23 protein-coding genes are annotated in these 23,892 nt (G+C 51.5%); 13 read left to right on the plus strand and 10 right to left on the minus strand.

The window, feature by feature from the left end:
• Nucleotides 1–163: 163 nt before the first annotated feature.
• Nucleotides 164–1,471, minus strand: a complete 1,308-nt coding sequence (rlmD, locus tag HMPREF9098_RS07865; RefSeq protein ID WP_003783651.1) for a 23S rRNA (uracil(1939)-C(5))-methyltransferase RlmD — start codon at nucleotides 1,469–1,471, stop codon at nucleotides 164–166.
• Between the two features lie 232 nt (nucleotides 1,472–1,703).
• On the opposite strand from rlmD, the gene HMPREF9098_RS07870 reads away from it, so the two are divergent.
• Nucleotides 1,704–2,660: a L,D-transpeptidase gene (locus HMPREF9098_RS07870; protein ID WP_040564369.1), complete on the plus strand. Its 957-nt coding sequence runs from the start codon at nucleotides 1,704–1,706 to the stop codon at nucleotides 2,658–2,660.
• A 143-nt stretch (nucleotides 2,661–2,803) separates the two neighbouring features.
• Here HMPREF9098_RS07870 and HMPREF9098_RS07875 read toward each other — a convergent pair whose 3' ends face one another.
• Nucleotides 2,804–3,607, minus strand: a complete 804-nt coding sequence (locus HMPREF9098_RS07875) for an RsiV family protein (RefSeq protein WP_040564370.1) — start codon at nucleotides 3,605–3,607, stop codon at nucleotides 2,804–2,806.
• A 249-nt stretch (nucleotides 3,608–3,856) separates the two neighbouring features.
• Complete coding sequence (locus HMPREF9098_RS07880; RefSeq protein WP_040564859.1) at nucleotides 3,857–4,933, minus strand: TerC/Alx family metal homeostasis membrane protein; 1,077 nt, start codon at nucleotides 4,931–4,933, stop codon at nucleotides 3,857–3,859.
• On the opposite strand from HMPREF9098_RS07880, the gene HMPREF9098_RS12230 reads away from it, so the two are divergent.
• Nucleotides 4,922–5,047: a hypothetical protein gene (locus HMPREF9098_RS12230; protein ID WP_257004615.1), complete on the plus strand. Its 126-nt coding sequence runs from the start codon at nucleotides 4,922–4,924 to the stop codon at nucleotides 5,045–5,047. The two genes, HMPREF9098_RS07880 and HMPREF9098_RS12230, sit on opposite strands and share 12 nt — an antisense overlap.
• 97 nt (nucleotides 5,048–5,144) lie before the next feature.
• Here the strand turns inward: HMPREF9098_RS12230 and ubiE are convergent, their stop codons facing one another.
• Genes ubiE through HMPREF9098_RS07900 form a run of 4 tightly spaced genes read right to left on the minus strand, consistent with a single transcriptional unit; the run spans nucleotide 5,145 to nucleotide 7,442 of the window.
• A complete protein-coding gene (gene ubiE, locus HMPREF9098_RS07885; RefSeq protein WP_003783655.1) occupies nucleotides 5,145–5,888 on the minus strand; it encodes a bifunctional demethylmenaquinone methyltransferase/2-methoxy-6-polyprenyl-1,4-benzoquinol methylase UbiE in 744 nt (247 codons plus the stop codon).
• A gap of 21 nt (nucleotides 5,889–5,909) precedes the next feature.
• Nucleotides 5,910–6,338, minus strand: coding sequence for a hypothetical protein (locus HMPREF9098_RS07890; RefSeq protein ID WP_003783658.1), 429 nt, complete (start codon nucleotides 6,336–6,338; stop codon nucleotides 5,910–5,912).
• A complete protein-coding gene (locus tag HMPREF9098_RS07895) occupies nucleotides 6,338–7,009 on the minus strand; it encodes a rhomboid family intramembrane serine protease (protein WP_003783660.1) in 672 nt (223 codons plus the stop codon). The genes HMPREF9098_RS07890 and HMPREF9098_RS07895 overlap by 1 nt, the downstream gene beginning before the upstream one ends.
• A 16-nt stretch (nucleotides 7,010–7,025) precedes the next feature.
• Nucleotides 7,026–7,442, minus strand: coding sequence for a gamma-butyrobetaine hydroxylase family protein (locus HMPREF9098_RS07900; protein WP_003783662.1), 417 nt, complete (start codon nucleotides 7,440–7,442; stop codon nucleotides 7,026–7,028).
• Nucleotides 7,443–7,647: 205 nt separating this feature from the next.
• On the opposite strand from HMPREF9098_RS07900, the gene pheS reads away from it, so the two are divergent.
• From pheS to HMPREF9098_RS07930, 6 genes are all read left to right on the plus strand, one after another.
• Nucleotides 7,648–8,643 carry a phenylalanine--tRNA ligase subunit alpha gene (gene pheS / locus HMPREF9098_RS07905; protein WP_050781245.1) on the plus strand — a complete coding sequence of 332 codons (996 nt, stop codon included), beginning with the start codon at nucleotides 7,648–7,650 and terminating at the stop codon, nucleotides 8,641–8,643.
• 54 nt (nucleotides 8,644–8,697) lie between these two features.
• Nucleotides 8,698–9,003: a hypothetical protein gene (locus tag HMPREF9098_RS07910; RefSeq protein ID WP_003783665.1), complete on the plus strand. Its 306-nt coding sequence runs from the start codon at nucleotides 8,698–8,700 to the stop codon at nucleotides 9,001–9,003.
• A 133-nt stretch (nucleotides 9,004–9,136) separates the two neighbouring features.
• Nucleotides 9,137–11,497, plus strand: coding sequence for a phenylalanine--tRNA ligase subunit beta (gene pheT / locus HMPREF9098_RS07915; RefSeq protein ID WP_003783666.1), 2,361 nt, complete (start codon nucleotides 9,137–9,139; stop codon nucleotides 11,495–11,497).
• Nucleotides 11,498–11,654: 157 nt separating this feature from the next.
• Nucleotides 11,655–12,518: an acetyl-CoA carboxylase, carboxyltransferase subunit beta gene (gene accD / locus HMPREF9098_RS07920; protein WP_003783668.1), complete on the plus strand. Its 864-nt coding sequence runs from the start codon at nucleotides 11,655–11,657 to the stop codon at nucleotides 12,516–12,518.
• A gap of 199 nt (nucleotides 12,519–12,717) precedes the next feature.
• On the plus strand, nucleotides 12,718–14,100 hold the full coding sequence (locus tag HMPREF9098_RS07925) for a Na+/H+ antiporter family protein (RefSeq protein ID WP_003783672.1): 1,383 nt from the start codon (nucleotides 12,718–12,720) through the stop codon (nucleotides 14,098–14,100).
• Complete coding sequence (locus tag HMPREF9098_RS07930; protein ID WP_003783673.1) at nucleotides 14,100–14,315, plus strand: SlyX family protein; 216 nt, start codon at nucleotides 14,100–14,102, stop codon at nucleotides 14,313–14,315. The genes HMPREF9098_RS07925 and HMPREF9098_RS07930 overlap by 1 nt, the downstream gene beginning before the upstream one ends.
• A gap of 90 nt (nucleotides 14,316–14,405) precedes the next feature.
• Here the strand turns inward: HMPREF9098_RS07930 and HMPREF9098_RS07935 are convergent, their stop codons facing one another.
• From HMPREF9098_RS07935 to hscA, 3 genes are all read right to left on the minus strand, one after another.
• Nucleotides 14,406–14,771, minus strand: coding sequence for a hypothetical protein (locus HMPREF9098_RS07935; RefSeq protein WP_003783675.1), 366 nt, complete (start codon nucleotides 14,769–14,771; stop codon nucleotides 14,406–14,408).
• A gap of 67 nt (nucleotides 14,772–14,838) precedes the next feature.
• Entirely contained in the window at nucleotides 14,839–15,243 is a 405-nt protein-coding gene (locus HMPREF9098_RS07940; RefSeq protein WP_003783676.1) for a hypothetical protein, read from the minus strand.
• Between the two features lie 93 nt (nucleotides 15,244–15,336).
• Nucleotides 15,337–17,193: a Fe-S protein assembly chaperone HscA gene (hscA, locus tag HMPREF9098_RS07945; RefSeq protein ID WP_003783678.1), complete on the minus strand. Its 1,857-nt coding sequence runs from the start codon at nucleotides 17,191–17,193 to the stop codon at nucleotides 15,337–15,339.
• A 220-nt stretch (nucleotides 17,194–17,413) separates the two neighbouring features.
• On the opposite strand from hscA, the gene HMPREF9098_RS07950 reads away from it, so the two are divergent.
• The 5 genes from HMPREF9098_RS07950 to HMPREF9098_RS07970 form a co-directional block, all read left to right on the plus strand.
• Nucleotides 17,414–18,790 (plus strand): MFS transporter, encoded by a 1,377-nt coding sequence (locus HMPREF9098_RS07950; protein WP_040564372.1) that lies wholly within the window; start codon nucleotides 17,414–17,416, stop codon nucleotides 18,788–18,790.
• 1 nt (nucleotide 18,791) lies between these two features.
• A complete protein-coding gene (locus tag HMPREF9098_RS07955; RefSeq protein WP_003783682.1) occupies nucleotides 18,792–19,307 on the plus strand; it encodes a single-stranded DNA-binding protein in 516 nt (171 codons plus the stop codon).
• A 628-nt stretch (nucleotides 19,308–19,935) separates the two neighbouring features.
• Entirely contained in the window at nucleotides 19,936–20,739 is an 804-nt protein-coding gene (locus HMPREF9098_RS12235; RefSeq protein ID WP_232617993.1) for a site-specific integrase, read from the plus strand.
• 144 nt (nucleotides 20,740–20,883) lie between these two features.
• Nucleotides 20,884–22,245, plus strand: coding sequence for a site-specific integrase (locus tag HMPREF9098_RS07965; protein ID WP_306425525.1), 1,362 nt, complete (start codon nucleotides 20,884–20,886; stop codon nucleotides 22,243–22,245).
• A 2-nt stretch (nucleotides 22,246–22,247) separates the two neighbouring features.
• Nucleotides 22,248–23,892, plus strand: a 1,645-nt coding sequence (locus HMPREF9098_RS07970) for a hypothetical protein (RefSeq protein ID WP_003783691.1), incomplete at its 3' end; no start/stop codon positions are given.

Consider the following 23,892-nt stretch of genomic DNA (forward strand, 5'->3'; position numbering starts at 1 on the left):
GTTTCCGCCGCCCGTCCTCTTTTCTGCGGAAGAGGGGGAAATCTGAATGTTATCGGCAGCCTGCGCCACGGGCGGCAACCCGAAAGCGTGGGTATGGCGGCGATACGCCATGTCGGCTGTCGGGCTGCGGTGATGGCAGGTGCAGGCTGTTTTTTAAAGCGTTTCACGCCTGCCGTTCAAACCATGCCACGGCTTCGATGTGCGCGGTGTGCGGAAACAGGTTGAGTATGCCGGCGGCGCGGAATGCGTAACCTTTGCCGACCAGCACGGCGGCGTCGCGTGCCAGCGTGGCGGGATTGCACGACACATACACGATGCGCTCTGGCAGATACGGCGCGTGCAGGCTTTGCACCACGGCCAAGGCGCCGGCGCGTGGCGGGTCGAGCAGCATTTTGTCGAAATGCCCCCATTGCGCCACGGTGTCGGGCTGCGTGTCGAACAGGTCGGCAGTGGAAAATTCGATGTTGTCCAAACCGTTGCGCCGTGCGTTGGCTTGGGCGCGGCGGGTCAGGCTGTCTGCGCCTTCAATGCCGATGATGCGTGCGCCGCTGCGTGCCAGGGGCAGGGTGAAGTTGCCCAGCCCGCAAAACAAATCGACAATGCGTTCGTGCGGCTGCGGGTCGAGCAGGCGGACGGCGCGCGCTACCATTTGCGCGTTCATGGGCAGGTTGATTTGGGTGAAGTCGCCCACGCGGAAGGGCATGTGCAGATTAAATTCGGGCAGGGTGTAATACAGTTCGGGGGCGCTTTTTGGGGCGATGGCTTGTGCAGGCTGCTTTTGGCATTGCTGCCCAATCTGCCATGCCGTGCCGGAGTGTTGTTGCAGGCGTTCGGCGGTTTGACGGGCGATGGGTTCGGGCAGCGGCCGACTGCATTGGATGCTGCACGCGGTAATGGCTTCGCCGGCGCAAATGTCCACGGCGGTCAGGCGGTTTTTGGGCATTTGGTCGTGGATTTGCTGCAACATTTCCCGAATCAGGTGCAGGCTGCCTGACACGTGCGGCGGCAGCACGGGGCATTGCGACACGGGCACGATGCGGTGGCTGTGTTTGGCCTGATAGCCCAGCCGCACTTCGCCTTCGCGGGTAATGTGTACCGAAAGCCGCGTGCGCGAACGGTAGCCCCAGGCATTGCCGTAAATCGGCGGCAGATACACGGTAGGCTGCACTTTGCCGATGCGCTGCAACTGCTCTTCAAACACGCGCTGTTTATACGCCACCTGCGCGGCAAAATCCGCGTGTTGCAGGGCACAGCCGCCGCATTCGCCGTAATGCGCGCAGGCAGCCTGCACACGGAAGGGCGACGCTTCGATAACGGCTTCCGTGTCCGCCAGCGCGAAAGAAGCCTTTTCCTGCGTGATGCGGATGCGCACCGTTTCCAGCGGCAGCGCGCCCTGCACGAACACGGTTTTGCCGCCGACCCGTGCCACGCCGCGTGCTTCGTAATCTAAAGAATGAATGGTGGTTTGCATATTTGGTTATATTTATATTGTTTTTTCAATGTGTTGAATGGGCGAAAAAGCAGCCTGCACTCTGAATGTTTCGGCGGCGGCTGTCCGTTGTTGCAATGTGAACATACAGCGTCTGAAAACCGTTGTTTTTTTGCAACTACCAAAAGCAGCCTGCACCGATTATTGTCGCACGGAATCAGCCCGCTCGGGTATAATTTCCGCCTTTTATCGATTTGTCGATGGATTGGCCGCTATGAAAAATTGGTTTCTCGCCGTATTGGCATTCTGCGCCGCGTTCGCCTATGCGAACACCACCCCCGTTCCCGATATTGCCCCCACCGCGCAAGGGCAGTATGTCGTTATCAACATTCCGCAGCAGCGCCTGTTTCTGTACAACAATGGCCGCCTGCAAAAAGTGTATCCCGTGGCCGTGGGCAAGGCGATGACGCAAACCACGCTGGGCGAGCACCGTATCGGCGCGAAAGCCTTCAACCCGACCTGGCACATTCCGCTGTCGATTCAGCGCGAGCGCGGCGACGGTGTGAAAAGCGTGCCGCCTGGCCCGCGCAATCCGCTGGGTCCCGTGTTCGTCCGCTTGGGCGAGCCGCGTTTGGGTTTGGGCATTCACGGCACCAGCAATCCGGGCAGCGTTCCCGGCGTGGCCAGCCACGGTTGCGTGCGCATGAAATCGCCCGATGCGCTTGAATTCGCCCGCACGATTACTTCCGGCACCACCGTGATGGTGAGCTACGAAATGGCGGCGTTGAACCAAGACGGCGCGGGTAATCTGTGGCTGGCGGTGTTCCGCGATCCGTACAACAAACGCAATTTGCGCGTGGATGCGCTGAAACACGCGATTACCGAATGGGGTCGTGCCAACCGTCGCAGCATTGAGACTGCCAAAGTCGATCAAGCCTTGCGCGCCCGCAGCGGCAAACCCGTGTGTCTGACCTGCGGCAACCAGGCGGGCAAAATACAGGGCAGCCTGCTTTCTGTGGCATGGAATCAGCGTTCTGCTGCATTGACCGCTCCGAAAGGCGGCAATATGTCGGTACGTCCTGCTCAGGTGGATGAAATCCTGCCGGAAGGTACGGAAATCGAAGTGGATGCGATTGACGCGAGCGAATTGCCGCCGTTCAAAGCCACATCGGTCTTCGGCGATGCGGAACCTATCGGCAGCATTCCACTGCGCCCAATCCGTCGCCGTTGATTTTATAGTGGATTAAAATAAAAATGAGACAAGGCGAGCCAACGCCGTATCATTGCAATTTTAATCCACTATACATTGAAAAAAGCAGCCTGCACTTGGATGGTTCGAGTGCAGGCTGCTTTTTTGCCGTTGGAATATCGGAATTAGCGTTCCGGTTTTGCGCGGTAGTGTCGGGTTTCACGCAGGATTTCGGGTTTGATGATGTCCTGCAAATCTTTCACGGGAATGGTCAATTCGGGCCTGCCCAAAACATATGCGCCAATTTCGTAGGTTTGATACAGGAAGGTCAGGCCGTTTTTGTCGAAACGCCAGTTGCCGGTAGCGGGAAAACCTTCTTTGTTGAAATTATCCGCATATTCGCGCGCGGCTTGTTCGCTGTCTTCGAAAGTTCTCGTCAGATATTTGATATAGGCTTCTTTGAGCAGGTGTGTCAGCTTGGCTTTCTGGCCGGGCAGCAGGATGTCGTCCAGTGTCAGCGGTTTCGGGTTGGGTGTGCCGCGTTTCAGCACGGTCAGCGTTTGGACGCCGTTGCCGTGCGCGCCGCAGAGATATTGCCAATCTTCGCGGTCGAATACGGCGTAATGGGGCGTGTAGCCGCCCAGTTCCAGCGTGTCGACAAGGTGCAGGCTGCATATATTGCTATCTCCGCCGTTACGCCGAATCTCGCGGTTGCTTTGATTGGCCAGTTTCACATCTTCGCTGCGGTCCAGTGCGGCTTGGACGGAACGACGGGTGGGCAGTCGGCCGCCCATTTGTTTTCTGACCCAGTTGTCCAGATGGCGGTCGCCCGTGACCGGATAGGCAACGGTGGATTCGTGGCAGTTCCTGTCAGCGCAGGTTTTGGCTTCCAATGTGATGGTTTTGAAGGGCAGCGGTGCGGGGGCAGCCTGCACATGAGCGGCGAAGGCGGCGGAAAGCAGCATGGCGGTGAGCGTTTTGGCGAACATGGGGGTTCCTTTAAGTTGGGCGGCGTTGAATGTCTGCCGATGAAAAATTATAGTGGATTAAAATAAAAATGAGACAAGGCGGCGAGCCGCAAGGCGTACAAGTAGTACGTCAAGGCGAGCCAACGCCGTATCATTGCGATTTTAATCCACTATAGCCCTTGAACGAATGTGGTGGCACGTATTGGCCGGGGCTTTGAAAAGCAGCCTGCACTTGGAAAACAAGGGTGCAGGCTGCTTTTTCAGGGCGGGTTAATTGTCGTCCCGCTGGTCTTTTTTCGGGAAGATTAGCGATGCGGCAATGCCGATGCCCAAAGCGCACAGCACCACCAGCAAAGATGCGTTGGGCGAAATGTCCCAGCCGTGGTGGAACAGGTGGTTGGTGCCGGACAAGGCCAGTTTGAAGGCGATGAAGAACAGCAGGAACACCACGGCTTTTTCCAGATAAGCCAAATAGCCCTTCAAGGCTTCCAGCACAAAATACATGGTACGCAGCCCCAAAATGGCGAACATCATGGCGCTATACACAATCAGCGGCTCTTTGGACACGGCAATCACGGCCGGCACGCTGTCGAAGGCGAACATCACGTCCGACAGCTCGATGACGGCCAAACACAAAAACAGCGGTGTGGCCACCAATGCGCCTTTGCGCAGTTTTTTCGGGTGGCTGTTTTCGGGGTGTTTCACGTCTTCGCCCGCCAGCTCCAAATGCGCGTCGGGATATAGCGTGCGCGCTTCGGCCAATTCTTTTTCGTTCAGGAAGAAGCGGTGGCCGTACATCCGCGGGAAGACGGGGAAGAGTTTGTGCACCCAGCGGTAGGCCAAGTGTTCCGAATAATCGGCTTCCTCTTCGCTTTCCTCTTCTTTGTGGCGCAGCATGGCCACGGCGGAAAAGCCCACCACTGCGGCAAACAAGAGTTCCACATATGCGCCCATCATCGCCATCAGGCCCGCACCGAGCGCGACGAAAATCATGCGGAACACAATCGCGCCGATAACGCCCCAATACAGCACGCGGTGGCGGTAGCCCTCCGGCACTTTAAACCATGAAAACACGGCCATCATCAAAAAAAGGTTGTCCACCGACAATACTTTTTCCAGCGCATAACCCGTGAAGAACAGGCTGGCGGTTTCCGCGCCGTGGTGGATGTGCAGGTAAATGCCGAACAGCACCGACACCCCCACCCAAAACAGCGACCACATCGCCGCGTTTTTCAATGTGGGCGGTTCGTCGCTTTTGTGGGCGTGCAAATCGATAAAAATCGCGCCCACGCTCAACACCACAAAAACCGCTACGGTTTCCAGCGGGAAACCCAAATGTCCGACCATATCCTGTTCCTTTCCGTTTTGATGCCGCCGTTTTGCGGTATCGTTGAAGTGCAGGCTGCTTTCAACGGTCCAAAAGCAGCCTGCACCTTGCATAGTGAATTAAAATCGCAATGATACGGCGTTGGCTCGCCTTAACGTACTACTTGTACGCCTTGCGGCTCGCCGCCTTGCCTCATTTTTATTTTAATCCACTATATTGATTTGTATTTGCTTAAAGTTTTGTGCCTTTGTGCAGCGCCACAATCCCTGCGCTCAAATTGTGGTAGTCCACTTGGTCGAAGCCCGCGTCCAGCATCATCTGCTTCAAAGTTTCCTGGTCGGGGTGCATGCGGATGGATTCCGCCAGGTATTGATAGCTGTCCGCGTCTTTGGCAATCAGCTTGCCCATGATGGGCAGCAATTTGAACGAATACAGGTCGTACACGGGTTTCAGCGGTTCGTAGATTTTGGAAAATTCCAGCACCAGAAGCTGTCCGCCCGGTTTCAGCACGCGGTACATTTCGCGCAGGGCTTCGTCTTTGTGCGTCATATTGCGCAGGCCGAAGCTCACTGACACCAAATCGAAATAATTATCGGGGAAGGGCAGTTTTTCCGCGTCGCACACCGCCACGGGCAGAATCAGGCCTTCGTTCAGCAGGCGGTCGCGCCCCACGGTGAGCATGGAAGAGTTGATGTCGGTGAGCCACACTTCGCCCGTTTTGCCGACACGTTTGGCCCAGCCGCGCGACAAATCGCCCGTGCCGCCGGCAATGTCCAGCACTTTGCCGCCTTTGGAAATGCGCGCCGTGTTGATGGTGAAATGCTTCCACACGCGGTGCAGGCCGCCCGACATCACATCGTTCATGATGTCGTAGTTTTTTGCCACCGAATGGAATACGGCGGCCACTTTGCTGGCTTTTTCGCTTTCGTTCACCGTTTGAAAGCCGAAATGGGTTTGTTTGTTGGGGTCGGTCATGACGATTTCCTTTTTTGCGGGTTACTTGGCGGCAGAAGCATCAGAAGCAGCCTGCACTCGGGCGAAGTATTGCTGCGCGCATTGCTGCATGGCGGTTTGTATGGTTTGCTGCAATTTTGTGTCCATCGTTTGCTGTTGCTCGGCCTGCTTCACGGTTTCCAGCCATTGCGCGCTGCCGTATGCCTGCTCGCTGCTGTCGTAAACGCATTCGCACACGGTTTGCGCGAACTGCCGTTTTTCCGGTGACGGCGCGGTTTTGGCCGATGGGTTGTTCACGGCGGAATCAACGCATCCGCGCACAAAATTATCACGCACCGAATTGATTTCCGCCGCGTCTTCGGGCGCGGAAGCCGTGTTCGGCGCACTGGCGTTGCCGTTTGACGGCGTTCCGCCGCCGCAGGCTGCCAGGAAGAAGGCCAGCCCGAAAGCCGTTATTGGTTTCATGTTCATTATCTTGCCCTTTTGTTCACTAAAATTTCATACGCTAAATAACACAGCGGCAGCGACATAATGCCGATAAACAATGCGTTTTCCATGACAAACGTCGGGGTTAAAGCCGCTGCAAATGCCATGCCGCAGGCTGCCCCGCCCAAATGTGCTGCATGGCCGGTGTTGTCGTAATGGCGCGGATTGAGCATCATTGCGACCGAATAGGCGAAATACAGGGTGGCGTAAATCCACGAAGTAATCGGTATCGGTATCGGGAAAATGATGATGCTGCTCATGGGGGAAAGCGTGATGGCGGCAAACAGGATGCCGGATACGCCGCCGGATGCGCCGATGGCGGCATAGCTCGGCCGGTTTTTATACAGCCACAGGGAAAACAGGTTGCCCGCCAGCACCGAGCCGAAAAACAGCAGCAGAAATCCGAGCCAGCCATAAACCAAAGTGATGATGCCCGAGAAAAAATACAGCGTGAACAAGTTGAAAAACAAATGCCAGCCGTTGGCGTGCAGAAAGGCGGAGCTGATCAGCCGCACGTATTGTTTGTGGTAGCGGATGGCGCCGACGGAAAACTGGTAACGCTGGAAAATAAAGTCGTTGCGCCACGCGATAATGCTCACCAATGCAATGACGGCGGACAAAACGAGCGCGGGAATCTGGAAAACGTTAAACAACATAAACGGTGGTGTTCTTTCAATGATGCTTGCCGCAGCCGCCGCAGCCGTGTTGGGCGGGTGCAGGCTGCTCTTGCGGCTCTGCGTCGCGCGTTGCGTCGGCGGCGGCCAGTTTCTGCAAATAATCCTGCCAGCGGGTTTCGTATTCGTGTGCCAGCAGGTAGAGATAGTCCCAATCGTATAGGCCGCTGTCGTGCCCGTCCGAAAAATAAATTTTCAGCGCGTAATTGCCGGAAGCGGCGATTTCTTCAATTCGCACGCCGCGTTTGCCGGTTTGCAGTTTTTCGTGGCCGACGCCGTGTCCGCGCACTTCCGCGCTGGGCGACAAAACGCGCAGGTATTCGGCCGGCAGCGTGTGTTCGCCGCTGTCGTATATCAAAGTCAGCGCATCGCGTTCGGGATGCACGCGGATTTCTTGGGGCAAGGGATAGCGCATTTTCAGGCAGCCTGCACAAAGGAAAATGCGATTTTAGCAGATTTACTCCATATAGATAGCGGATAACCGCGCTTTTGCGTTAAAATAACGCTTATTTTCAGGAATTGACGCCGCGCCAAAGTGCAGGCTGCTTTTTTGCACCGCGCCGCCTTCCCGCGATACGCGTGTCCTCTGCCCGACACGCTTTCTATTTGAAATGGAAACCATGCAGAACAACGCCACCCAAATCACCGAAAACGGCATTGCCGCCATCCGAAACACCGCCGACCAGCAAGCCCTCGAACTCGTCAAAGCCCAGTATCTCGGCAAAACGGGCGAACTCAACGCCCTGCTCAAACAGCTCGGCAGCCTGCCGCCCGAAGAGAAAAAAACCGTCGGCGCGTTCATCAATGAGTGCAAACAGCGTTTCCAAGCCGCCTACGATGCCAAACGCGCCGAGTTGGCCGAAGCCAAACTTCAAGCCCAGCTTGCCGCCGAAGCCCTCGATATTACCCTGCCCGGACGCGCGCAGGAAAATGGCGGTCTGCATCCCGTAACCCTGACTTTGCAGCGCGTGGTCGAACTCTTTCACGGCATGGGTTTTGAAGTGGCAGACGGCCCGGAAATCGAAGACGATTTCCACAACTTCCAAGCCCTGAACATCCCCGCAAACCACCCCGCCCGCGCCATGCAGGATACGTTCTACGTTGAAAACGGCGATGTTTTGCGCACGCACACTTCCCCGATTCAAATCCGCTATATGCTCGACAAAAAAGAGCCGCCTATCCGCATTATTGCCCCCGGCCGCGTTTATCGTGTGGACAGCGATGCCACGCACTCGCCCATGTTCCACCAAGCCGAAGGCCTGTGGGTGGAAGAAGGCGTAACCTTCGCCGATTTGAAAGCCGTGTTCACCGATTTTATCCGCCGCTTTTTTGAACGCGATGATTTGCAAGTACGTTTCCGTCCGTCTTTCTTCCCATTCACCGAACCGTCCGCCGAAATCGACATCATGGGCGAAAACGGCAAATGGCTGGAAGTCGGCGGTTGCGGCATGGTACATCCCAACGTGTTGAAAAATGTGAATATCGATCCTGAAAAATACACCGGTTTCGCCTTCGGCATCGGCCTCGACCGTTTCGCTATGTTGCGTTACAACGTGAATGATTTGCGGCTGTTTTTTGATAACGATTTGAACTTTTTGAAACAGTTTGCGAAATGATTGTGCAGGCTGCTTAAAAATAAAAAAGCAGCCTGCACCGCAGAAAGCTAAATCATGAAACGCTATGTCGCCCCATCCATTTGCTATGCGTTTGCCGTTACGCTGTGGCTGCTGTCCATCTATTGCGAAAACCGCTCTTTGGCGTTGGCTGATTTGAAAACTCTGACCGGCGACGATGTGGAAGGTGCAATAAGGTGGTCGAATTACGGATTTAGCGCATTTGCCGTATCCTGTTTTGCCACCGCGATCGGCAGTTGGTTGATGCCGTGGTTTAAAAGCTGGGAACGTGTGGCGTTTACAGTGAGTGTCACCTTAGGCTATACCTTGCTGGCGTGGTTCGTAACAATATTATTGATTTGATTGCTTAAGGTTTGAAAAGGCTACCTGAAAACAACGCCCCAACAAAGTTAAAAAGCAGTCTGCACTCGCAAGTAAACAGGTCGTCTGGAAACAAAATCTGATAAAAAGTTAATTAGTTGATTGAGAACATAACATGCAATTCTCCTACTCATGGCTGAAAACCCAAGCCGATACCGAACTTTCCGCCGATAAGCTGGAACATTTGTTAACCATGTCCGGCTTGGAAGTGGAAGAAGCCGAGACTGCCGCGCCGGCTTTTACAGGCGTGGTGATTGCCGAAGTGAAATCCGTTGAAAAACATCCTGATGCCGACCGTTTGAACGTTACCCAAGTCGATGCGGGTACGGGCGAGTTGGTACAGATTGTGTGCGGTGCGCCGAATGTGAAAGCGGGCATCAAAGTGCCGTGTTCGTTGCCGGGTGCGGTGTTGCCGGGCAATTTCAAAATCAAGCCGACCAAGATGCGCGGCGTGGTGTCGAACGGGATGTTGTGTTCCACCGATGAACTCGGTCTGCCTGACGACGGCGTGAACGGCTTGCACATTTTGCCGCAAGATGCTCCCGTCGGCACAAACATCCGCGAATATCTGGATTTGGACGATACGGTATTCACGCTGAAAATCACGCCGAACCGAGCCGACTGCTTGAGCATCAAAGGTATTGCGCGCGAAGTGTCCGCGCTGACGGGTTGCGCGTTCAAGCAGCCTGCAATCCATGCCGCGCCAATCACGGGCAGCCGCAAACAGCCCGTGCAGATTGATGCGCCTACCGATTGTGGCCGCTTTATCAGCCGCGTGATTGAAAACGTGAACGCGCGCGCCGCTACGCCGGATTGGATGAAGCAGCGTTTGGAGCGCAGCGGCATCCGCAGTATTTCCGCGCTGGTGGACATTGGTAATTATGTGATGCTGGAAATCGGTCAGCCGATGCATGTTTTTGATGCCGACAAACTTTCAGGCAGCCTGCACATCCGCCGCGCGCGCGAAGGTGAAACGCTGGAATGCCTGAACGAGAAAACCGTATCTCTGTCTGAAAACACCTTGGTGGTAGCCGACGAAAAAGGCGTGTTGAGCTTGGCAGGCCTGATGGGCGGCGCGGCGAGCGCGGTTTCAGACGACACGCAAAATATCGTGCTGGAAGCGGCTTGGTTTGCGTCTGAAATCATCGCCGGAAAATCGCGCCAGTACGGTTTTGGCTCGGATTCGTCGTTCCGCTTTGAGCGCGGCGTGGATTACCGTTTGCAGGCTGACGCCATCGAACGCGCTACCGAACTGGTTTTGCAAATCTGCGGCGGTGCGGCAGGTGAAATGGTGGAAGCGCAAGGCGAATTGCCTGAAGCGAAGCAGGTCGAATTGCGTTTGGGTCGTCTGAAAACCGTGTTGGGCGTGGATATTCCCGCCGAACAGGTGGAAACCATTTTGCAGCACTTGGGCCTGCAACCTGAAAAAACGGCGGAAGGCTTCCGCGTTACCGCGCCGAGTTTCCGTTTCGACATCGAAATCGAAGCCGATTTGATTGAAGAAATCGGCCGCGTTTACGGCTATGAAAATATCCCCGACGATTACACGTCAGGTCGTCTGAAAATGCTGGTGCTGCCCGAAACCCGCCGTCCGCGTTTTGCCGTTTATAACGAAATGGCGGCGCGCGGCTACCGCGAAGTGGTCAGCTATGCCTTCGTTGATGAGCAGTGGGAACACGATTTTGCCGCCAACGCCAATCCCATCCGTCTGCAAAACCCGCTGGCGGCGCAGTATGCCGTGATGCGTTCCACACTTATCGGCGGCTTGGTGGAAATTTTGCAAAACAATCTGAACCGCAAGCAAAGCCGCGTGCGCGTGTTTGAAATCGCCCGCGTGTTCAGCAAAGATTCAGACGGCCAGTTTGTACAAAACGAACGCATCGGCGGCCTGTGGTACGGCGCGGCGATGCCCGAACAATGGGGCGAGAAAACGCGCAACGCGGATTTTTACGACATCAAGGCCGATGTAAAAAATCTGTTGAAAAACAAAGCAGTTGAGTTCGTCAAAACCGAACATCCCGCCCTGCATCCAGGCCGCGCCGCCAATATTGTTTCAGACGGCCAAGTCATCGGCTTTGTCGGCGAATTGCATCCGAAATGGCTGCAAAAATACGACTTGCCGCAAGCACCGCTGGTATTTGAAATCGATATGGCCGCCGTGTTGGAACGCGAAAAAACGCGTTATCAGGCAGTATCGAAATTTCAGCCGGTGCGCAGGGATTTGGCGTTTGTGGTGCCCGAAGCCACCACCTTCGAGCAGTTGCAGGCGGCTTTGCGCGGCGTGAAATCCGAGTTGATTCAAGAAATTACCTTGTTCGACGTGTATCGCGGCGCAGGGCTGCCGGAAAACCACAAAAGCATGGCGTTGAAAGTCATCCTGCAAAGCACGGAAGACACGCTGACCGACGAAGTGGTCGAGCCGATTGTGGCCGAACTGGTGACGGCGGCGGAAGGCGTGGGCGCGAGGTTGCGCTAAGCGGTATTGGACGGGCAGTCTGGAGCGGATTTCAGGCTGCCTGCGTTGCCAAATGAACGAATACACGTTATATTCGCGGGCGGTTCGTTTAGTATATAAACTTTAAAAATACAGGTGCAGGCTGCTTTTTTGCAGTTTGCGCGCGCAAAGGGACGTTATGAGCTGGTTAGACAAAATCCTTCCACCGAAAATCAAGAAAACCGACGGTAAATCGGGCATTCCCGAAGGTTTGTGGCGCAAATGCGCTTCCTGCGGAGCGACGCAGTATGCCACCGATGTGGAGCAGAACCACAATGTCTGCCCGAAATGCGGACACCATGAAGCCATCACCGCGCGCGAGCGGCTGGATATGCTGCTCGACAGTGAAAACCGCGAAGAAATCGGCGCTGCGGTGAAGCCGACCGATATTTTGAAATTCAAAGACAGCAAAAAATACCCCGACCGGTTGAGCGCTGCCCGCAAAGCGACCGGCGAAGACGACGCATTGGTGGTGATGAAAGGCGAATTGCACGGCCAGCCCGTGGTGGTGGCGGCGTTTGAATTCCGCTTTATCGGCGGTTCGATGGGCTCCGTGGTGGGCGAACGTTTCGTGCAGGGCGTGCGTCGTGCGGCGGCCGACGGCTGTTCCTTTATCTGTGTGGCGGCTTCGGGCGGTGCGCGTATGCAGGAAGGCCTCACATCGCTGATGCAGATGACCAAAACCAGCGCATCGCTGCATTTGCTACGCGAGAAGAACCTACCGTTCATTTCTGTGCTGACCGACCCGACCATGGGCGGCGTGTCGGCCAGTTTTGCCTTTTTGGGCGATATCGTGCTGGCCGAGCCGAATGCGCTCATCGGCTTTGCCGGCCCGCGCGTGATTGAGCAAACGGTGCGCGAAACCCTGCCCGAAGGCTTCCAGCGCGCGGAATTTTTGCTGGAAAAAGGCGCGATTGACCAGATTGTCGACCGGCGCGAAATGAAGCGTCGTTTGGCGGATTTGATAACTTTGCTGCGCCGCCGTCCGCCGGTATCCGCGTGACGTTTTGAATGCCAAAAAGCAGCCTGCACTTTGGAAAAATAAGGTGCAGGCTGCTTTTTTGCCACTGCAAAACCGTATTGGCGGAAGATATGCAGGCAGCCTGCACATTTGGCTGCCAATATACCCGTCCGAAATGGGGCTTTGCATGTAAAGAGATGTTAAGGTATGATAGGTTCTTGCTTACGTTGGGAGACTCAAAATGAATGCAATCATGATAGGCGTGTTGGTGATGTTGATTTTATCCGTTGCCCGCGTACACGTTGTATTGAGCCTGGTGGTGGGCGCGTTTGCCGGCGGTTTGGCGGCAGGCCTTCCGTTGGCCGATGTGGTGAATGCCGCAGGCGACGTTACCCAAAAGGGCGTGATGACGCATTTCCAAGACGGTTTGGCCGGCGGCGCGGGTATTGCGCTTTCTTATGCCATGCTCGGCGCATTTGCGATGGCGATTACGCACTCTGGCCTGCCACAGCAAATTGCCGGCGCCATTATCCGCAAAATCAACAGCAGTCAGGCGCAGGACAGCATTCCTTCGGGGGTGAATTTTGTGAAATGGGGCTTGTTGCTGGGTTTGCTGGCGATGGGTGTGATGAGCCAAAACGTGATTCCCATCCACATTGCCTTCATCCCCATGGTGATACCGCCGCTTTTGCTGGTGTTTAACCGCCTGCAAATCGACCGCCGCCTGCTGGCCTGCATCATCACCTTCGGTTTGGTAACGACATATATGTTCCTGCCTTATGGCTTCGGTGCGATTTTCTTGAACAAAATCCTTCTGTCCAATATCGAACAGGCCGGCATGAGCGTGAAACACATCGATGTGATGTCCGCCATGGCGATTCCCGCGCTGGGCATGGTGGCCGGTTTGCTGCTGGCATTTTTGCACTACCGCAAACCGCGCATTTACCAAAACAAGCAGATTGACGAGCAAGCCGCGCAGCAATCGGCCGCGCAACCGCAAATCTCGTCCTACCGCAGCTTGGTGGCCGCCGTTGCCATTTTGGTGTGCTTCGCCATCCAGTTGATGTATAAAGACGCGCTGCTTTTGGGCGCACTGCTGGGCTTTGCCGTGTTCATGATGTTGGGCGTGGTGCGCCGCAGCGAGGCCGACAGCGTGTTCAACAGCGGTATCCGCATGATGGCGATGGTCGGCTTCATTATGATTGCCGCGCAAGGTTTTGCCGAAGTGATGAAGGCAACGGACGAAATCAAACCGTTGGTGGAAGCCAGCGCCAATATGTTTGCCGGCAGCAAACCGGCGGCTGCATTTGCCATGCTGATGGTCGGCCTGCTGGTGACCATGGGCATCGGCAGCTCGTTTTCCACATTGCCCATCATCACCACGATTTATGTACCTTTGTGCATGAGCCTGGGTTTTTCGCCCATGGCGACCGTGGCGATTATCGGTACCGCAGGCGCATTGGGTGACGCGGGCTCTCCCGCTTCTGACTCCACACTCGGCCCTACCATGGGTTTGAACGTGGACGGGCAACACGACCACATGCGCGACAGTGTTATCCCCACCTTCATCCACTACAACATTCCCCTGTTTATTGCAGGCTGGATTGCCGCGCTGGTGCTGTAATGGGCGATCAGGAAAGCCGCATCACCGAGCTGGAAATCCGCGTGGCCTTGCAGGAAGATTTGCTGGCCGTGCTGAACGACACGGTGGCCAAATTGCAGGACACGCTGGATTTGCAGCAGGCGCAACTGCGTTTGCTTTATGCGCGGCAGCAGGCGCAAACCGCCGAATCCACGCAGCCGTACAGCTTGGCAGACGAAGTACCGCCGCATTATTGATGAAACGGTTCGGCATATAAAAAAGCAGCCTGCACTTTGGTTTTCAGAGTGCAGGCTGCTTTCGCATGATGTTTGTTCGCGGCACGGAAATCAGCCCGCCGCATTCACGCACAGCTGTTCCACTTTTCCCGCGCGCGGGAACGTGATGCTGTAGCGGCCTTTGCGGTCGAGGTCGGCAAAGCTGAATCCGTCGCCATTTTCTATGTCGGTACCTTTTTCCAACGCAATTCGCTTGCCATCCGGGCCTTTCACGATAATGTCCGGGCTGACGGGGCGAATGGTCAGCACAACATTACCCGCCGTGTTGCGGAAGTGGTAGGTTTCGCCGCGTTTCACCGTCAAAGGTTGGGCAATGCAGTTCGTATCGTCCAGCGGTAGGTCTTTGGCGGGCGCGGCATAGGTGGCTTGGGCGGTCATGCCGAGAGCCAGCAGCAGAATGGAAGCAATGTGTTTCATATTCAAAATCCTTTCATGTAAAAACGGCGGATTGGCAGGCAGCCTGCACCTGAAATCTGCCGAAGCATTATATGTTGTTGGCAGGCGTAAAGAAATAAAGAAGCGCCGCAAATTGCGCCAAACAGCCCAGTAGCACGGCGGATAAAGCCATGCCGAATGCGGTGCTGGCGTTGTGCATGGCCGCCAACCCGAACAGCGCCAGATAAACGCCGTGCAGCAGCGCGCCGGTCAGCCAGAACACGGCTTTGTGCCGCCGAAAAAACGCAAACAACGATAAGAAGGCGGACGACAGCGGCAAAAAAGCATAAACCGCCGCCAAAGTTAGCGAATAAGTCCAACTGTCGGGAAAATACATTTCGCCCGTGATGTAATGCGGGACGGGGGTGCGGTAGTCGGGCTGCAACAGGATGAGCGCGAGCCACGCCGCCGTCCATAAACACCAGAAAATCCGCCATTGTTTCCAAAACGGCATAGGGTGCTCCAAGGTTGGTTGAAGTGTTTGGACGGCGCGCGGTTTTTCAGGCAGCCTGCACGTTTCTTTTTGAGGTGCAGGCTGCTTTCGGTGTTACAAACTCTCCACGCTCACGCCGCCCAGTGCGCGCTGGATATTCCGGTCCATCCGCCGCGCGGCGAAGTCGTCCGTGGCGTGCGAGAGTGCCTGCACGGCGGCGCGGATTTGGTCGGCGGTGTGGTTGGGCAGGCTGTTGTGCAGTTGTGCCATCAGGTTTTGAATGTGGGACAACTCGGCTTCGTCCAGCAAATCCGCGTCCAAATCCAAAGCAGCCTGCACGGCGGCCATCAACCCTTCCGCTTCCACTTTGGCTTCGGCGCGGGCGCGGGCGGCGGCGTCGTTTTTAGCGTTGGCCATGCTGTCGCGCAGCATTTGGGTGATGGTTTCGTCGTCCAGGCCGTAGGACGGTTTCACTTCAATCTGCGCCTGCACGCCGGTGGTCTGCTCGCGGGCGGACACGGACAGCAGCCCGTCCGCATCCACTTGGAAGGTAACGCGGATTCGCGCTGCGCCGGCGGCCATCGGCGGAATGCCGCGCAGGGTGAATTTGGCGAGGCTACGGCAGTCGGCCACCAGTTCGCGTTCGCCCTGCACCACGTGGATGGTCATGGCGGTCTGGCCGTCTTTGAAGGTGGTGAATTCCTGCGCGCGCGCGGTGGGCAGCGTGCTGTTGCGCGGAATGATTTTTTCCGCCAAGCCGCCGTAGGTTTCCAAGCCCAGAGACAGCGGGGTAACGTCCAGCAGCAGCCATTCGCCGTCGTTTTTGTTGCCTGCCAGCACGTTCGCCTGCATGGCCGCGCCGAGTGCGACGACTTGGTCGGGATTCAGATTGTTCAGCGGCGTTTGCCCGAAAAACGCGCCCACGGCCTGCTGGACGTGCAACATCCGCGTTGCGCCGCCCACCATAATCACACCTTTGATGTCGGATTTGGATACGCCTGCGTCTTTCAGCGCCTGCTTCACGGGTTCGAGCGTTTTGGCGACCAGATGCTGCGTGAGGGCGTGAAATTCGGCGCGGGTGATGTGTACATCCAACGATGTGCCGTCGCTCAAAGCAGCCTGCACCCGCGTTTCAGGCCGGCTGCTCAGTTCTTCTTTGGCGGCGCGTACCAAGCCGAACAGCAGCTGCACGTCGCGTTCGTCCGTCAGCGACAGGTTGTTTTTTTCCACGATGTGGCAGAACAGGCGGTGGTCAAAATCGTCGCCGCCCAGCGCGGAATTGCCGCCCGTCGCCTTCACTTCAAACAGGCCTTTGGACAGTTGCAGCACGGATACGTCGAACGTGCCGCCGCCCAAGTCGTACACCACGAACGTGCCTTCCGCCGCGTTGTCCAAACCGTAGGCAATGGCGGCGGCGGTGGGTTCGTTCAGCAGGCGCAGCACGTTGATGCCGGCCAGCCGTGCCGCGTCTTTGGTGGCTTGGCGTTGCGCGTCGTCAAAATACGCGGGAACGGTGATGACCGCGCCCACCAGTTCGCCGCCCAACGATTGTTCGGCGCGCGCTTTCAGGCTGGCCAAAATGTCGGCGGATACGTCAATCGGCGTTTTGATGCCGTTTTTGGTGTGCAGTTCGATGATTTTTTCCGATTGGCCGAAGCGGTAGGGCAGGTGTGCCGCGTCGATTTCGGACAGCGTGCGGCCAATCAGGCGTTTGGCGGAGGAAACGGTGTTTTGCGGGTCGGTTTTTTGCGCGGCCAGCGCTTCTTTGCCGACCACGGTTTCGCCGTTGCCCAGATAGCGCACCACGGACGGCAGCGAGGTGTTGCCGTCTTCATCTGCCAAACACACGGCGGAACCGCTTTTCACGCTGGCGACCAGGCTGTTGGTGGTGCCCAAGTCAATGCCGGCCGCCAAACGGTGCTGGTGCGGCGCGGCAGACATATTGGGTTCGGCAATTTGGAGGAGTGCCATGGTGTGTGTCCTTTGAATGGTTGTATCGGCGGTATTTTAGCATAATTAGTTGAGTGATTTGCTCGGATATTGGGCGGCGCGTGTCGAAAGCAGCCTGCACTTTGGAAACGGCCCGCGTTTGGTAAATCTGCATTGGGGCGGGCGGAATAATGCTATAATCCGCGCCATTTTGGGTATTTAGGTGCAGGCTGCTTTCGGGTGGCGGCACAGAACGGATGTTATGGCCAGAAAAGCAAAAATACAGATGTTTGCACAGGAATGGCGTGCCGCTACGTCGCTTTCGGGCGTGTATGCGCTGCGGATGCTCGGCATGTTTTTGGTGCTGCCCGTGCTGGCATTGCACGCACACAAATTGGCGCAGGCAGATTTGAAGCAGGTGGGGATGGTGATGGCGGCCTATGGGCTAACGCAGGCCTTGCTGCAACTGCCGCTGGGGATGCTGTCCGACAAAATCGGCCGCAAGAAGGTGATTTATTTGGGTATGTCGGTGTTTGCGCTGGGCAGCTTTTGGGCGGCGGCGGCCGACACGGTGGAAGCATTGGTTTGCGCGCGCGCCATGCAGGGTGCAGGTGCGGTGAGCGCGGCGGTTACGGCGTTGTTGGCGGATTTGACGCGCGAAGAAGTCCGCACGCGCGCCATGTCGATGATTGGTTTGAGCATCGGCCTGACGTTTTCCGTCAGCCTGGTGCTTTCGCCCGTGCTGACCAGTTGGATTGGCGTGGAAGGTTTGTTCGTGTTGATGGGCGTGTTGAGTATGGCCAGTATCGCGCTGGTGGCGGGTTACACGCCCGAGCCGACGCGGTTGCGCATGCATCAGGACACGCAGGCGAAGGTGGGCTATATCGGCACGGTATTGAAAGACCGGCAGTTGCTGCGCCTGAACTGGGGCATTTTTGTGTTGCAGGCTGGTTTGATGGCCATGTTTACCGTGTTGCCGTTTGCCTTGCGCGAATTGGGCTGGGATAAGGCGGAACACTGGAAGGTGTATCTGCCGGCCACGGTCATCGGCCTGGCGCTGATGGTGCCGGCCATTATCATCGGCGAAACGCGCAACAAACTGAAACCGGTGTTTATTTTGGGCATCGGCCTGGTTTTGGCATCGCAGGCTGCTTTAATTTTCAGCCTGGGTTCGGTGTGGACGATTGGCGTGGCGCTGGTGGTGTATTTCATCGGCTTCAATATTTTGGAGGCAAGTATGCCGTCGCTGGTATCCAAAATCGCTCCGGCTAATTTGAAAGGTACGGCGATGGGGGTTTACAATACCATGCAGTCGCTGGGCTTGTTCACGGGCGGCATGATGGGCAGCAGGGCTTATGAGGCTTGGGGCTACACGGGCGTGTTCGTGCTGTGCTGCGTCCTGATGGCGCTGTGGCTGGTGTTGGCATGGACGGCGCCCGCGCCGCTGCCGGTGAAAAACGTTGTGTATGCCGTGCCGGAACATTGGCAGGCGCAGTTGGACGAATTGCAGCGGAAATTGCAGGCTGCTTCGGGCGTGCAGGCCGTGAGTTTCAGCGATGACCGGGAAACCGTGTTCATCAAGGCGTGGCAGCAGGGATTTGATGAAGAATCTGTCAAACAAATATTAGGAGTATCATAAAATGTCGTTAAACAAAGTGATGTTAATCGGACGCTTGGGGCGCGACCCCGAAGTGCGCTATATGCCCAACGGTTCGCCCGTGTGCAATTTCTCGGTGGCCACCAGCGAAACATGGACCGACCGCAACAGCGGGCAAAGGCAGGAACGCACGGAATGGCACAATATCACCCTGTATGGTCGCGTGGCCGAAGTGGCGGGGCAATATCTGAAAAAAGGCAGCCAAGTGTTTTTGGAAGGCCGCATCCAGTCGCGCAAATACACCGACAAAAACGGCGTGGAGCGCACGGCATACGAAATCGTGTGCGACGAAATGAAAATGCTGGACAGCAAAAACGCGCAAGGCGGCCACACACAGGCTTATGACGCACCGCCGGCATACAACAACAGCCAGCCGCAACAGGCGTATACCGCGCCGCAGCCTGCACCCGTGCCGCCCGCCCCGCCGCAACGCCAAGAAGCGGCACCTGTTGCACCGGCACAGCCCATTGACAATATTGATGAGGATATTCCGTTCTGAATTCCATATACAGAAATTATGTAAAAATACATCATAGAAACCAGAGAGAAGCCTTATAAAATAAGACTTCTCTTTTTTTTACATTAGTTTTGACACAACATCTTTAATTTGATAGTATTTATATATGATATTTTTGTAAATTAAATGAATATGCATAGATTAGAAACAGTCCTTTTTTCAAATGGAGAACGTTTTCCTCTATTGGTTAATGTTAAAACTGGTATTCCTGATTTTTATTCAACCTTATGGGTAACTGTAGAACTACGTAATCAATCCGCAGTAAACACAATTAGAAATAAGCTGGGAACTATACAGTGGATAATGAATTGGGAAAAACAAAATAATCTTGTTATTAGTGATCTAATTCATGACAAAGTACTCTTAACAGAAAACCAATTAGAATCTCTTATTCGACATATGAGAATAAATGTAAAAAAGCAAAAGAATGTAATTAATACAAAAAAAAAGTGTGTTAATGAAAGGTAGGACTCAATTTATTGATATTTATTCTGCCGTATCTCTTAGTCATCAATATAATAGACTAACAACGCTTTCAGAATACATATTATTTCTATCTAAAGTAATTAATGTATCTAATGAATATATTGAAAAATTGACGCAACTAATTATGTTAATTAAAGAGTCAAGACCTAAAAATCATAAAACATTATCTATCAAACCAGAAAGTGAGCTACCTGATGGATTGTTAGATGAGTTTATGTCTATTGCGAACTTTTCTAATCCTAATAATCCATTTCAAGATATTGGAATTAGAAAAAGAAACCATTTAATGTTTATCTTATTAAAGGAATTAGGGATTAGAAGAGGAGAGCTATTATCAATTCAAATCCCATTTATTGATATAGGAACAGCTAAATCCTCAATTACAATTAGACGAACGCATGATGATAAATTTGACACAAGGAAGAAGCAAGCTGTAAGTAAAACGAAAGAAAGACGACTTCCTATTTCACAAAATATAGCTCAACTTATAAATGACTATATTATGAACTATCGCTCTAAGATTCCTAACGCTAATAAACATCCATATTTATTTGTAACCCATCGAAAAGGAAAAACGCAAGGAAACCCAATTAGTACCAGTTCTTTTGATAACGTTATTGTACCAACAATGAAAAAGATAGATCCTAAATTTTCTATTATTCATCCGCATATTTTTCGTCATGAATGGAACTTAGATTTTTCACGAAAGGTGGATAAAAATAATCAAAATATAAATCATGATTTTTCTCATAAAGATTTTATTTCTTCCGAAAAAGAAGCAAAGATGAGACAACATCTTATGGGGCATACATCCGAGAAATCAGGAAATATTTATAATCAACGCTATGTAAGAGAAAAAGCTAACAAAATATTATTAGAGCTTCAAATTGAGCTCCAAAAAAAGGTTGATAATTATGAATCAAAATAGATATTTTAGACAGTCAAGAGATGGGTATGCATTTGATGAAAATGAAAACTTTTGGCGTATAAGTAAAGACAAAACCATTAACTTTTCTCAACATATATTAAATATAAATAAAAAACATTAGACGGTTTTAGAAAAACATTAGCAATATATGCCGAAAAATACTCAAGTTATCACGTATCTCACATGTATCAACAGTTTCAACGATTAGTAATTTCAACTAACTTAGAAATAATTAATGTGCCAATAATCTTGGATTGGAAAAATAAACTAGGAAAAGAGCATGAATGGTATTTAGGAGCATTAAAGGGTTTTTTACTGTCATGGCATGAGTATGGCTATTATGGAGTTGATAAATCTGTTGTGTCATTGCTAGAAAGCTTTACGTTGAGTGGAAATGAGAAAGGTAAATCGGTATTAATGAGATGCCCTTATACAGGAGCATTTACCGAAAATGAAGTTTTGGCTTTAATGGCTGAACTTGCTAGACTTTGGAGAGAAGATCTTATTTCATTTGAAACATATGCATATATTCACTTACTTCAATCTACAGCTAGAAGACCCATTCAAATACGCCATTTAAAATTTGAAGATTTAAGAAAGGAAATCTCTCAAGGAACATGGAATTATTTTTTAAATATCCCTAGTGCAAAAAAAAGAGGAGGGCTATTTAGAGAAACGTTTAAAAAGCTTGCTATCACAGAGGACTTATATTTAATTCTCCTAAACTTTATGGAACATCAATATAAGAAATTGCTTAGTCTGGTTGATGAAACCTTTATTTCTAGTTATAAAATGAAATTACCAATGTTTATTGATTGGAATTGTTTAAAGAAGAATATCAAAAATAGGAATTTTGATCTTTCATTATTAAACAAAGATATTTTTCATTATTCTGCTTCTTCGTTGGAGCTATACGCATTACGAAAATTCTGTATTCACCAAAAAGCAATTTCAGAACGAACAGGTGAAATTATTCATGTAACAGCAAGACGTTTTCGCCATACTAGAGGAACAAATCTAGGAAGAAAAGGGGTTGGGGCAACGATTATAGCAGAGCTCCTAGATCATACAGATACACAAAACGTTAAAGTTTATACTGAAAATACAGCTGATACAGTGCAATACATTGATCGTGTTATGGGTGCTGAAATGGGAAAACTCGCCCAAGCATTTACAGGTAGAATTATTTCTAACTTAAATGAAAGCGAAAGGGGGCACGATCCAACATCTTTAATAACCAATAACGGAATAGATACAATAGGTGCTTGTGGTACAAATGATTTTTGTATAACTAGCTATGAAACTTGTTATTTATGTCCTAAGTTTAGACCGCTCGTTGATGGTCCTCATCAACAAATCTTAAATAAGTTGTATGAGGAAAAGGAAGAACGTTTAAAACAAACCAAAAGCATAGATTATGCATCATCCAAAGATCGTATTATTTTAGCTGTTGAGTATGTTGTTCAAGCTTGCAATGATATGAAAAGAACTATTGGGAGCCACTAATTATGAATAATCTAATTTTTACTCCACAAGATAATAATCCTAAATCTAATTTAGAGCAATTTATTAATTTTAGTAAAAATCAGCTTACTACCTTTGGAAATGATTGCTGGGAAAACAACCAATGGAAAACAACATTCAGCATTTATCCAGTTCAGGTTCGTTTTTCCACAGAAAGAATTAAATCTACAGCTTATAAATATGAGCCATTAGCTGCACCATTCATTGAATTTGCCAAAGCCTATATTCGTTATACTTATTCTCTAAATCCTATTCGGAATTTAGCCCGACATACTGAATCTTTACGTATAGTTGAAATGGCTCTCTACAATATTAAAGGAAAAGCTGACATACTTCAGCTTGATTATTTAGTTATTCATGAAGTAGAAAATATCGTATCAAAAAAATATAAAAAAGGTACGGAATCAGTCAATAAATTAGGTTATCAAATTCAAAAATTATTTGATTTTTGTAGAGAAAATCAAATTACACCTCAACTACCTTTATGGAAAAGTCCTTACAAACGCCCTAGAGATTTGACTATATTACTGGATGAAAAAGGAAAAGAATACCGCTCCAGTAAAATGCCAACTGATGAAGAAATGATGTTGGTAGCTAAACTCTTTCATGATGCCCCCAATTTAGACAAAGAAACTGAATATTACACAGCTGTTATGGCTCTACTTATGGTTGCTCCATCTCGTTGTTCTGAGTTAATGTCGTTATCTGTTAATTGCTTAGAATGGGAGAATGATAGCTTAGGAAATAAGCAATTAGGTATTCGATGGATACCCGCAAAAAATGGTAAAGTGGGATTAAAATGGGTTCCTAGCTGTATGCAAGATATTGTTGTTGAAGCCGTTAAACGCTTAACAAATATAGGCACCCTAGCAAGAGGAGTTGCTAAATTTGCAGAAGAAAATCCTAATATATTGATGTTATCCAATAAAGAGGCTGCGCCATCCCGTTCTTTATACCAAAAGCCTTTAACTAAAAGTGAAATTTTTGAAGTACTAGATATTGACAAAAATAGCACTAATACTAAATGGTTTAAAAATTTAATAAGTGAAAATGATGGAATTATAACTTATGAGGTGTTAGGAAAATTTTTATATAAAAAATATACATCAAAATTTCATAATTGGCCTTATGTTGATAAACATAAAAATGTTAAGGTTTCTGAAGCTTTATTATTATTTAGAGAAAATGAATTTCATGATGACTTTTCCCCTAAAAGTTTTTCTTTTGTGTTACCAACGGTGAATCAAATTAATGATAGGTTTTGCTATTCTGAAACTCGTCCCAAAACATCATTATGGGAAAAGCATTGTATAACTACTTCGAAAGGAGAGTTTGTTAGATTACTATCACACAATGCAAGGCATTGGTTAAGTACAAAAGCTGAGAGAGGTGGAATGGATGAATTAACTTTAGCGAACTGGGCAGGGAGGGCTAGAATTGCAGATAATAAGGCTTATGATCACAGAACAGAAGAAGAAAAAAGTGAATCAGTTAGGAATTTACTCATTCCCGAAGATATTTCTATCTTAGATAAAATTCATTTGAATCTTCCTATTACCTATGAAGACTTAGGGAAAGATAGAATTGGAATCGCAACGGTAACAGAAATAGGGATCTGTGAACATGATT

Origin of the sequence: Kingella denitrificans ATCC 33394 (assembly GCF_000190695.1) — a bacterium.
Classification (GTDB): Bacteria; Pseudomonadota; Gammaproteobacteria; order Burkholderiales; family Neisseriaceae; genus Kingella_A; species Kingella_A denitrificans.